The sequence below is a fragment of the Ruminiclostridium herbifermentans genome, assembly GCF_005473905.2.
Classification (GTDB): Bacteria; Bacillota; Clostridia; order Acetivibrionales; family DSM-1351; genus Ruminiclostridium; species Ruminiclostridium herbifermentans.
The window spans coordinates 3,581,247-3,593,943 of the sequence record NZ_CP061336.1 but is presented as its reverse complement, the minus strand read 5'-3'; the positions used below and the strand labels follow the sequence as shown (position 1 = coordinate 3,593,943).

The following is a 12,697-nucleotide window of genomic DNA, read 5'->3' as shown; positions in this document are numbered from 1 at the left end:
AACGGCGTTTCAAAGAGGCGAGAAATATTCTCACCTCTTTGAAATCCAAAATTGTACCAACCAATCATAGAAGTAGAGTACATTTTATTGCCTTATTTTAACAACTAGAATTTTTCTATTGCAAAAATATTTATTACATCGGCGGTATTTCAATGAGGCATTGCCTAATTATAATGACAACATATACATCTTCAGCTTTGCAAAATCTATTGCGTCTACAAAACCATCTGAATTCATATCAGCTGCTTTTAAAGCGTCACCTGATAGGAGCTTAGAACCTAATAGATGCATTTTCATAGCTGCTAAATCCAAAGCATCTATGCTTTTATCCATATTCAAATCACCTATGAGTATTTCTGGAGTAACTACTGGAGTATTATCATAGTATTTAGCTTTTACTGGAAGGTCAGTAACAGTTTTCATTGAAGAATCTCCGAAAAATCTGTATAGACCTGCACAAGCACCAACAAATGCAGCATTGTAGTCGATTGTTACTTCGTTATAGATATAGTCTGCAGTGCTATCAATGTGTTGGTCATTTCCGTCAGGACCTCCAACTAATGCACCATAAAGAACATATTTTTGCGGACCAGTTTCTTCACATCTTGAGAAACCTGAAGATGCTCTGTGATGTGGGTATTTAGCAGATACAGAGTTATAGCCAACAATATAGTTTCTGTTTAATGGGTTATTACCTAAAAGATAGTTCGTTTGTTTCTTTGCCCACTCACTATACTTTGAAGGTTTGTCTCCGTGGTGCTTGTCATAAACAGTAGCTACAAATTGAGTAGCTGTGTTATATCTAGCAGAACCCCATTTGTCAAGGAATGCATATCCGCCTGGTGTAATTTTTCCTAATGAACCATTCATCCAATTATCAACTAATTTTGCAACCTGACTCCAGAAGTCTATTGTTTCATATTGATTCTTTCCAGTTGCTTTTTTATATCTATCTTCAAATACTTGGCTGTTTTTATCATATAAATCATCTATTTCAGCTAAGATACATGCAGTACCTGCCCAAACATCGTTCCAGCAATGAGTCCAGCAAGGTGCAGCATAGTAATCAAAATATTTAAAAGCTTCTGTTAAATAATGGTCATCCTTTGTAGCTAAATAAAGCCATGCTGCTGCCCAGCAGTAGTCATCCTGCCATTTTGATGAACCATAATAGCCTTTAGGTCCATCGTTATTAACTGATTTATTTGAACATCTTTCTGCAAATTCAAATAGTGCTTTTGCATATTTTAAACTTTTTTCTGCATATGTAGGGTCTTCATCTTTGAAATTTAAATAGTTAACTGCCAGTGAAGCTGCTGTTGCTGACACACAGTCAGTAGAAGGGAGTGCATCAGTAGCAAACCATGCTCTTCTGAACATTGTATCTTTTTCAGGAGCCTGCCAGTAAGCATGGTCAATGTCTCCGTCACCAACCTGATAACAGAAAGCTATTGCTTTACCTGAACTATTTAAAAAAGTACATTTCATAAAATAGTCATTGAAGTATCTTAATATAGTTTTTGCATGGGTATCTTGACCTGTAGCTTTGTATTGATCTTTGAATTCATAATAGCCCCATCCTAATGTGGAGGCAGAATATGCTTCAGGCATACCGAATTTTACGTGGTCACCTGCATCGTGGAAGCCGCCGGAAACATCTACAGTGCCATCTCCATCTGGATCAAGCACACTTCTGTTGGAATTGATGAAGCTATCTGACATATTTGTATCAGTACTATTTAGTTTTACTTTTGCATCATAAGTATGACAATCAGTTCTCCATTCGTAAAGACCATTTTCATCAACACCTGTACCACACATGTTAGCATCATAGAAGAATTGTGAAAGCTGCAACGCCTTTGCATAGTTGTATTCTAAAACCGCAGCATCAACGTTAATAGCGCTCATTGGACTTATTAACATACTTAATGTTATAGCACTAACCATTGAAGTTTTAGCTATTTTTGCAAGAATTTTTTCTTTTTTCATTTTTGTCTCCTTTTCTATAATTAATAATTTATAGATATGTTTTAAATTTATGATTGGGCACTTCTAAATAACAATTAAAATAATAAACATTTATTGGTGATGATTTTATTTTATACTTGCAGGGAATGCAGTTATATCACCAAGTAAATATCGCTTAAGATAAGAGAAATCCAGTGCATCTATTGAATCATCAGCATTTAAGTCTGCAGCCTTGCTTGAAACAGAAAATTCTTTTATACTTCCAAGCAGATAGCTTTTCATTAATGCAAAATCAATAGAATCAATACTTTTATCTCCATTTAAGTCGCCATATAATATTGTTGAATCAGTGTACGGATAGGTTTTAAGATTTGGAAGTTCATCTAAGGTTATACAATAGTCACTATTGTACATTTCTCTAAGCCATTCAACAGGATTATTTTGCTCACCTGTTAAATGCCAGCCGTACCATGGACAGAAATATAACCATCTTGCTAATTCATTTTCTAGGTTTGATACTTGGGGAATAGTATCGTTTTCACTCATTGCAACAAGTTTTTTACCATCTGTAAGCTTCACTAGACTATAGAAGGTAGAAGCAATTGCACTTCCGTTTGGCTTACCATCCATAGCATTATACTTATCATATCCAACGATATCAACAACATCATTACCAGGATACCATTTTGATGATGTATCGTAAGTATAGGAAGTCCATACCCAAATAATATTATTAAGCTTGTATTCATTTGTGAACTTTTCATAGAGAAGTCTGTAAAGTTTTACGCAAGGCTCAGGGCCTTCAGCACCCCACCAGAACCAACCGCCTTCTGCTTCGTGTAGAGGTCTGAATAGAACAGGAACTCCAGCATCTTGAAGCTGCTTGAATTTTCCTGCCATAAATTCAATATCTTTGAGAAGTGCAGTGTTTTCTGCAGTACCAGGAGTCAATGCTTTTGATATACTAAAGGTTGTACTTGCTGTATAAAAACTGTTATCGGCACTTTTACCTATGTCTCCAGGTGAGAACCAATGCCAGCAAACAGTTGGTATGCCGTTTTTCTCGTTGTACCATTCAATAACACGTTCAGCACAGTAATCATTCCAACTTTCAACGCTTCCTCTGTAATTCATAAAGTCAAAACCTCTTAATGCTGGCATTTTACCGGTTTTCTCTTTTATGTAAGTAAACTCAGCTTCAGAACCTTCATAGTTATGGGAACCACAAAGCTCTTGCTGACCTGATATTATGTGCTTTCCGTAAACATCTACCAGATAACTCATTAATGATTTTGCTTCTTTTGTTGCATTTGGATTTACTAAGGTTTTATCAACCTTAAGATTTGCAATACTTTCATCGGCTGGCTTTACAATCAAATAATCAAAGAAGGTATATCCCCAATAGGCATCAAATTCAATATTATTTACACCTTCGCTAAGTTTTATAATGCCAGCAGAGAATTCTCTCCAACCCAGAGAGTATGCAAAGCTTACCTCACCTTGATTTACAGAGTTTACATTGAGATACTGAACTTTTTTAACCGGATCAAATGGCTGAGCATAACGGACAATTAATTCATAAAGACCTGCTTTCTCAACCTGAACATTAACAGAAGTGCTTGTTCCTTTTTGCCCAATAAAGCTGCAGGAAGCACCTGTAAGGTCGATTATCTTTCCATCATCGGTTTCCCCGAGGTAGTCAGTATAAATTTTAGCGCCATCTTGAATACCAGACTCAAATTCATACTTAACTCCTTCCGATGCGGTGCTCGCTGATGCATTAATGGATGACATTAGTGGAAGTAATGTTACTAATGCCATTACTAAGAAAACTTTTTTCATTGTTTTCTTATACAAGAATCCCCCCTCCTTTCGGAAATTTAGCAAATCCATTTTATTATTTTAACTTGCAAAATGTAATAAAATAGATACACCTATTTATATTTTATGACATTTCGTCTTATGTTACAATTGATTTATTTGTCATTTGTTGCTAAGAATTGAATTAATTTTATGAATAAAGTCATTTTGTTTTATATGTTAATTTTCATAAGGTATTTTATAAAAAACTTTTAACCATGTTGTGAAGTGAATTGACTTTTGTCAGTTTGTTGAGTAAGCTAATTTGGTTTATAGAATTTCATTTCTTTAAGATATAGAGGGAATACAAGTGTATCAATGATGTAGAAGGGCGTGTTATAAAATAACCTGATTAGTTATATAATAGCACGCCCTTATTGTTTATAGTGGACAATCCAATATAAAACATGGAATGTCATCATTTTAAATTAATATTTCTATTTTACAGGTAGTGTAGCTGCGCCTAAGAGATATTTCTTTAAGAGTGCAAAATCAATTGCATCGACTGAATTATCAACATTTACATCTGCAGCCTTTAAATCAATACTCTGGTTAACGCCTAATAAATACATTTTTAAAGCTGCTATATCTAAAGCGTTGATATCTCCATCGTTGTTTACGTCTCCATATTTAACAGTATCTTCATCATCATCTTCATCATCAATAGGAGTTGTACCTAATGGCACACCATTTCTGCCTAAAGGAATTTTATGGTCGAGACCTTGGAATTTTCCATCAGCATTTTTCCAAAGTACAGGCAACAAATAATTATCATACTTATTGTCATTCCACTTTAGGTCTCTTCCGCCTTCAAAAGGTGTTCCTTCACCACGAGTGAATAATCCGCCAGTATCGGCTGAATCAATATTGATGCACCATAAAGTGTGATGCAGCTTATATTTGTTTTCTAAAATATAGTCTCTCATAGATCTAAGATATTTAAGGTTTAGGTCAAGTAGCTTATCATTTCCTTCTGTTAAGCCACCCCATTCACCAAGTAGTAATGGGGAAATACCATCTTCCATAATATAAGCCCAATTGTCTCTCCAACACTGTTCATATAATATTTTTTTAGCTTTAGCATCATCTGCGGTAACGAATTCGCCTTTGAACCATGATTGCTCAAATACCAATGGACCATAATCATGTGGTGAGTAAACCAACTGTTTTTGATGCTTTCCTAAATCAATAGGATAATCTTTCACACCTCTTAAGTTACCGCCCCACCAGTTGCCGTAATAGTCATCATTTCCTGTCCATGGACTTGTGTTAGTTGTTTCATCATCCCATATTCCGTCTTTAGGATATATTTCTACACCTTCAACAAATATTAATGCATTTGGGTGTACTTCTAATATTGCCAATGCAGTTTCTTGAGCAACTCTTTTCCAGTTAGTTGGTCTGTTAGAGTTATCCCAAATAGCACTTTCAGACATTATTTTTAAATCACCGGAATTTGTATGAGGTTCATTTTTAAGGTCAAAACCTATAATTGTATCATCATTTTTGTAATGATTAGCTACCCATACCCAAGCATCTTTGAAAACTTTTTCTGTTATAGCTCCTTTAAACCAAAGTGGGTAATTGTGACCTTGGTTATCGGTTTCTGCGCTATGTACATCTAATATAACTTTAATTCCTACCTTTTTAAAGTTTTCTAACATAAAATTAAATAGTTCAAAGCTGTTTAATCCAGCTAAATCAGCATTATTATAGCTTGTATCTGTTGATGGGGGATATTCACCCTTACTCCAAGCATATAATAAGTCTGTTGCAATTGGCATTCTAACTACGTTAATACCCTTATCGGCTACCATCTGAATGTCTGCAACTATGTTACTGTGATATGAATCTAGAAGCATTCTTTCACGGCAGTTGAAACCAAACCAGTTGGCACCTGTCAGCCAAACTTTATTTCCATACTTATCAACAATATTGGTGCCTTCTACATGAAGCCAGTCATCATTAGCTTCAGCTTCAACAGCTGCTTCAACATATACTGGTTTGGCTGGTGCCAGTAACAATGAGAAAGCTGTTAAAGCAGCAAGAGATAAGCTGATAAACTTTTTCGTTTTCTTTTTCATTCTTGTCGCCTCCATAAATAATAAATATAAAAATGACATCATTATGAAATTTTATTTAGATTAAGTATTAGAATGAGTGGTTGAGAAAATAAATGACATTTTTATTTGAGAAATACATAAATAGTGGTGTTACATATACGCATAAGTCAATATTTTGAATCAGTCACCTCCATAATATTTTTTGCTAAAAACAAGTTAAAAAAGTTAAGTGATAAATTAAGAGGTACTTGTTTTTCATAATTTGTATAATTATATGATATAACATAATTTGCATAAATACAATAAATTAACAGGATTTATGGTCAATAAACATCAAAAATTAACGTATTTAGGACAGTTTTATACATTTTTGTTGTTGTAGTGTAGTTTTATAACTATAAAGGTATAGGTTATGTGTAAATTAATCAAACTTCGCAGTTGAATATACTGCTTAAAACTTAATAATATCAGCTATTGCAATAGATGTTATGCGTGTGCAAAATATATCTAAATGGCGAAGCTAGGTTAGAAATTGATGATTAATAGTAGGTGATGAGTAAGTATTGCAGCCGACACAGATACAGGATGTAGCCGTGAGTTATTGACTCGAGACAAGATGTCTTGGTCATACGATCGGTGTAAGTGCTTGTTTCTCCACCGCAACAATTTCCGCATCAATTTAGGCAGCGAGTCATAAATACATATTGCATGGGAGTACCATTTATGCAGTTTACTGTTAAGTGTTGTTATAGTAAATCTTGTATAGTATAATATACCATAATTTAGAAGAAAAGGATTTATAACTATAAATTTATTAATGAAGTGGGGAACAGTATCAAAATGAATATTATACTATTTATTCTTATGTTAATATCAGCAGGAAATCTCATTATAGTTGGATGGCTTAAACTAGCAGTTGTAACTTTTATTTTCAAGTGTCTATCAAGCTCCTTGTTTATTGCAACAGCAATTTTCAGCTATAAGAAAAATCCATCCAATACAAAGTTCTTTGCATTGATGTTATCAGGTCTTGTATTTTCTTTTGGTGGTGATGTTTTTTTAGCGCTAGACTCAATTTCAAAAGATTTTTTTGCAATTGGTGTAGCCAGCTTTGGCATAGGACATATTATGTACAGCCTTGGATACAGCAGTATGAGTAAAATTTCATTAAAAGATATCTGCATGTTTTTATGTTTTTTTATTCCAACATTTCTTACTATTCAATGGGGAGACTTTGAATTTAATGGCATGAAAAATATGATTATTTTTTATGCTGTAATTATTAGTTTTATGGTAGGTAAATCACTATCCATGTTAAAATTTTATTCTATTAGTAAAAAAACTATACTCTTAATGGTTTCTGGAAGTATGCTGTTTTTTGCCTCTGATTTTGTACTCTTGTTCTCGTTATTTTATCCAAATGTATCATCTGCAGCATATGAATTACGAGCTGTTAATCTTACATTATATTACTTGGGACAGGGGCTATTGGCATTGAGCTTTGCGTATCCAATAAAGGATAATAAAGAGGGCCGTTATTCTTTTACGTAATGTTTATCTTTTTGGTTAAAAAACTTATTCAATTAATAGAAAACATAAAAGAATCAGATGTTTCCAATATCAAAATACTCATAATAAGAATTCTCAACAAATACTTATTGCCAAAGTTTAGACAAAAAGCAATATAGTTTAGGCAAGTTGTACAGTTTTATAGAGAGAATACCACTAAAATATGGTGAATTTTACGCATTATATATAAACTGATTTATTAAGAATTAGAAAATCAATGCACTATTTAACTGAAAAAACTCGTTGTCTAATTTGTTTTGAATTGAGATTGCAGATAAACACATATAGCTTAAAATATAAATTTACCCTGTATATTTTATAAATAATTAGCACAACGCGTTGAATTAATTACTCCATTACAGAATAAAAGTATAAAAAACAAGGAGGTAATAACCATGTTAAGAGATGGTAGAAAATCAGCTTTAAATCTATTAGGAGCTATAATGCTTGTATTTATTTTTTCTTCAGTAGTACTAGCTCCTAAAGGAGTATTTGCTTCTACTCCCGATTGGGGCAGTGTCTTAAAAAATCCTGATACTTGGTTTGGTAGTAGCGATGGAATTAAGTTAGCAGACAGTATAGTTCAGTATCAGCTTTCAGATGGCGGCTGGAGAAAAGACATGACTGAAAGCACTAGTGGTTCATGGGGAAAGTCTACAATAGATAATGACACAACCACATCTCAAATTATTGTTTTAGCTAAGACATACAAACAAACCAACAATTCAAAATATCTTAATTCATGTCAAAGGGGTATTGATCTTCTTTTAAACGGTCAATATTCAAATGGTGGTTGGCCGCAGGTTTTCAATGATCCAGGAACTTATCATGCACATATTACCTATAATGATAATGCTATGATACATGTCATGAATTTACTAACAGATGTGGCAAACAAAACAGGGGATTTTACTTTTATTGATTCAAATAGAGCTTCACGTGCAAGTACTGCAATTCAAAAAGGTATACAATGCATATTAAATACACAAATAACTGTTAATGGAGTCAAAACAGCATGGTGTCAGCAGCATGATGAATACTCCTTGAAGCCAACAACTGGCAGGGCATATGAAGTACCTTCCATTTCTGCAAGTGAAAGTGTTGGAATTGTAAATTACTTAAAAACAATAAAAAATCCAAGTGCTGAGATAACAAACGCCATTAACTCCGCTATTGCATGGATGGCAAAAGTTCAGATTTACGGAATTAAAGTGGTTACTACAAGTAATGACAGATACATTGTGAACGATCCAACTGCAGGACCAATCTGGGCACGTTTTTATGAAATCAATACAAACAGACCAATATTTGTCGACAGAGATGGTTCTATACATTATCAAATGTCAGAAATCAGTCAGGAAAGAAGAGCTGGCTATGCATGGTATGGGACTTGGCCTTCTAAGCTAGTTAAAGAAGCTAATATTTATGATATAGTAGTTGCAAAGGATGGAACTGGAAATTATACTACTGTTCAGGCGGCTATAAATAGCGTACCTAATAATAGTGCAAAAAGAACAACAATATACATAAAGAATGGTACCTACAAAGAGAAAATGAACATAGGCTCCTCAAAAATAAATATTACATTAATTGGTCAAAGTAAAGAGGGGACAATATTAACCTACAATGATGCTGCAAGTACTCCAAATTCTTCAGGTGGTACATTAGGAACAACTGGAAGTGCAAGTATTACAGTAGCAGGTAGTGGATTCCAGGCAGAAAATATAACTTTTGAAAATTCCTATGATGAAGCGAGAAATGGCAGCAGTCAAGCAGTAGCAATGCTTGCTAAAGCCGATAAAATGATATTTAAAAATTGTTCTTTCAAGGGTAATCAAGACACCTTGTATGCAAATAGCGGCAGACAATATTACTACAATTGTTATATTGAGGGAGATGTAGATTTTATATTTGGAGCAGCAACTGCAGTATTTTATAATTGTGAAGTTTATTCTCTAAATAGGAGTGGAGGATGTGTCACAGCTCCAAGTACAAAAGCTGATCAAAAGGGTTATCTATTTTATAAATGCAAATTGACAAGCAGTAGTGCTACGCCGAAGAACATTTCTTTGGGAAGACCGTGGATACCAAGCTCAGATCCTAACAGTATTACTCCAAAAGTATTATTTAGAGAATGTGAACTAGGTAACCATATTTCTTCAGCTGGTTGGACTAGTATGTCAGGTAATAATCCTGAAAATTATGAAATGTGGGAATACCTCAATACTGGGGCTGGCTCAAATCCAAATAGAAAGCAATTACCTTCATCAAGAGCGTCTGAATATACAATGGAAAAGTTCCTTGCAGGTACAGATGGCTGGGATCCAAACATAACTGAAGAAATAGAGCAGCCTATATTGGAAGGAAAATATATTAAGTCCTTAGTAGTAAACGATTCACCAAACGCAGCTGACTGGTCAGTACAATCAAATTTACGGGTTGGGGATTTGGTTTATGGAGATAGGACAGTAAAATTCATTAGCATGCCAGATTACCTATTAGGGTCAGAATGGATTAGAACAGCTTGTGATTCAAAAATGTTTACAACAACAGAGGCAACCTTTACTCCAAGCACAGATATAATTTGTTATATTGGATTGGATACAAGAATAACATCTATTCCAAGCTGGTTTAGCAGTTGGACCAATACAGGTGAAACCTTTGATAATGATGGAGCAGTTACATTTAGAATATATAAGAAGAGCTTCCCTCGTGGCGCAACAGTTGAACTTGGAACAAATGGGGCATCAAGTAGTGTTGTAAATTATGTAGTCATCGTTCAACCGCAGCCTATATCGGAAGGAGAATATATTAAGTCCTTATTAGTAAACGATTCAACAAATGCAGCCGACTGGTCAATTCAATCAAATTTACAGGTTGGGGATTTGGTTTTTGGAGATAGGACAGTAAAATTCATTAGCATGCCAGATTTCCTAATAGGGTCGGAGTGGATAAGAACAGCCTGTGATTCTAAAATGTTTACATCAACAGAGGCGACCTTTGTTCCAAACATACCTATAACCTGTTATGTTGGGTTGGATACAAGAATAACATCTATTCCAAGCTGGCTTAGTGGTTGGACTAATATAGGTGAAACCTTTGATAATGATGGAGCAGTTACTTTCCAAATATATATGAAGAGCTTTCCTGGCGGAACAATTGTTGAACTTGGAACAAATGGGGCATCAAGCAGTGTGGTGAATTATGTCGTTATAGTTAAACCAGATTATCCACCAATGATTATACCTGGTGATGTAGTTCCAGATGGACAAATAGATGCACTGGATTTCGCTTATATAAAGAAGCATCTTCTTGGAATTGAACTTTTGACAGGTGATTCATACAAGGCCGCTGATATTGATAATAGCGGTACTGTAGATGCAATTGATTTAGCGTTGCTCAAGAAGGCGTTATTAGAGGGAATACATTGAATTAAAATAATTATGACGGAAAGGTAGAACACTAAATTTTGCTGGTATAAAGAGTATTCTCTGATAGAGCACTATGAATGAAAAACGTCCAAAGCTTATTTCACCAAGCTTTGGACGTTTGAGTTTTATTTTTATTTAGTTCTTATTTACCATAGTTATAAGCTGTTGACTTAAATCATGTATAACATTTACAGAGCTAGAGATTTCTTGTAATTCTTTATGTTCGTTTTCAGTAGTTGCTAATACTTCTTCAGTTGATGCTGCATTTTCCTCTGCAATACTTGCCATATTTTGTATTTGATTTTGAGTGTCCTTGAATATATCTGTAACACTTTCAATTTTGTTCATTCCCTTAGAAATATCAGTAATTGTGTCTTCAAAAGATTTTTTTAAGTACATAAAATAAGAGGATATATTTTTAACAAGTTCTTGTCCTTTATTTGTTGCAGTTTCACCATTATTAACTTTTTCAGCAGCTTCCTGAGATTTATTAAATAGCGCTGTAGTTACGTTAGAAATGTTGCTTACAATTTTTGAACTTTGTTCTGCAAGCTTTCTTACTTCATCGGCAACTACTGCAAAACCTTTACCGTGTTCTCCTGCACGGGCAGATTCTATAGCTGCATTAAGTGCAAGAAGGTTTGTTTGCTCTGCAATTTGAGTTATCTCTTCAAGTAAGCTGTTAACTGTTTTCATACTTGTTTGTAATTCAGATACAGTAACGTTTGCTGTAGTTATGGAGGAGCCTATGATATTCATCTGATTGTCCATCTGCTCTATTTTGCTCCAGCCTTCGCTAAAGGCTTTATTCATTTCATCTGTTTTATCAATTACACCTTTAGATATATCTAAGGTTTCATTAACTATTTCAAGAGAATTAACCATTGATTCATTAATATTATATGCGCTAGAAGCTTCCTCTTGAATTGATTTAGCCATTTCATGCATAGATTTAGTTACATTTTTGCTTTCTTCTTCAATAGTAATAATATTGCCATTGAGTTTTGTTATGCTGTTTTCAAGAATACTTGCACTACTCTCAACATTGCTAAAGGTTTCTTGCAATTTATCCAATAACTCTTTAGCATTAAGTTCTCTTTGATTTGATTCATAAATTAACTCACTGCCCCATTTAGTTAAGAAATACAATATAGCGAGAATTATGTTTAGTAATACAACGATAGGTACAAAAGAAGTTAAGCTAGTGTCACTGCCCATTAAATTATTAGGTCTTAGAATATATACTGAAATCAATAAGATATTTAGTATAATTCCATGGACGACGATAAACTCTTTTTTAAAGTATAAAGAACATAAGGCAACGGTGGAAAATACCATATAATGCTTTAGCTGTGAAAATTCATTAAAATAAAAAAGTACAATGGATACCATTAAGGGTATCAGACAAAACAAATATCCTTTTACATTGTCTTTTGAAGGAATAAAGTAGTTTGCCAAAGCACTAAGAAAGATAACAGATGCTGGAATAATAAACTCCATGAAACGACTTAAACCACCAATTACAAAGGATTGAGTGCCTAGAAGAAAACATACAGAAAAAGTTATGAGTAAACTTACCTTATGAACCCTTTTTATATTATAAGTATTATTTTGCATTAGATATAACCTCCTACTAGATAGATCAACTATGAGTGTATTGTAATTCATACAATTAGTATCGTAAAGTTTTTATTATTACTTAACAGTAAAATAGTTGTATATTGTAAAAAATGTACGAAAAAAGTCATGTAATAAATGGTAAAAGAAGAATAAATTTGCATATGTAATTAGTTTATCTGAATATGC

General features: G+C 33.7%; 6 protein-coding genes. 2 read left to right on the top strand and 4 right to left on the bottom strand.

Annotated elements, in window-relative coordinates; all coding sequences use genetic code 11:
• Positions 1-168 precede the first annotated feature (168 nt).
• The 3 genes from EHE19_RS14390 to EHE19_RS14380 all read right to left on the bottom strand — a co-directional run bounded on the left by EHE19_RS14390 (position 169) and on the right by EHE19_RS14380 (position 5,912).
• Positions 169-1,947, bottom strand: coding sequence for a glycoside hydrolase family 9 protein (locus tag EHE19_RS14390; protein ID WP_483314007.1), 1,779 nt, complete (start codon positions 1,945-1,947; stop codon positions 169-171).
• Positions 1,948-2,094: 147 nt separating this feature from the next.
• On the bottom strand, positions 2,095-3,825 hold the full coding sequence (locus EHE19_RS14385) for a glycosyl hydrolase (protein WP_137696808.1): 1,731 nt from the start codon (positions 3,823-3,825) through the stop codon (positions 2,095-2,097).
• Positions 3,826-4,265: 440 nt separating this feature from the next.
• On the bottom strand, positions 4,266-5,912 hold the full coding sequence (locus EHE19_RS14380) for a cellulase family glycosylhydrolase (RefSeq protein WP_137696807.1): 1,647 nt from the start codon (positions 5,910-5,912) through the stop codon (positions 4,266-4,268).
• Positions 5,913-6,731: 819 nt separating this feature from the next.
• On the opposite strand from EHE19_RS14380, the gene EHE19_RS14375 reads away from it, so the two are divergent.
• Positions 6,732-7,442 (top strand): lysoplasmalogenase family protein, encoded by a 711-nt coding sequence (locus EHE19_RS14375; RefSeq protein WP_137696806.1) that lies wholly within the window; start codon positions 6,732-6,734, stop codon positions 7,440-7,442.
• 413 nt (positions 7,443-7,855) lie between these two features.
• On the top strand, positions 7,856-10,891 hold the full coding sequence (gene pelA, locus EHE19_RS14370) for a pectate lyase (RefSeq protein ID WP_137696805.1): 3,036 nt from the start codon (positions 7,856-7,858) through the stop codon (positions 10,889-10,891).
• A 135-nt stretch (positions 10,892-11,026) separates the two neighbouring features.
• On the opposite strand, the gene EHE19_RS14365 is transcribed toward pelA, so the two are convergent.
• A complete protein-coding gene (locus EHE19_RS14365; RefSeq protein WP_137696804.1) occupies positions 11,027-12,508 on the bottom strand; it encodes a methyl-accepting chemotaxis protein in 1,482 nt (493 codons plus the stop codon).
• Positions 12,509-12,697: the final 189 nt, after the last annotated feature.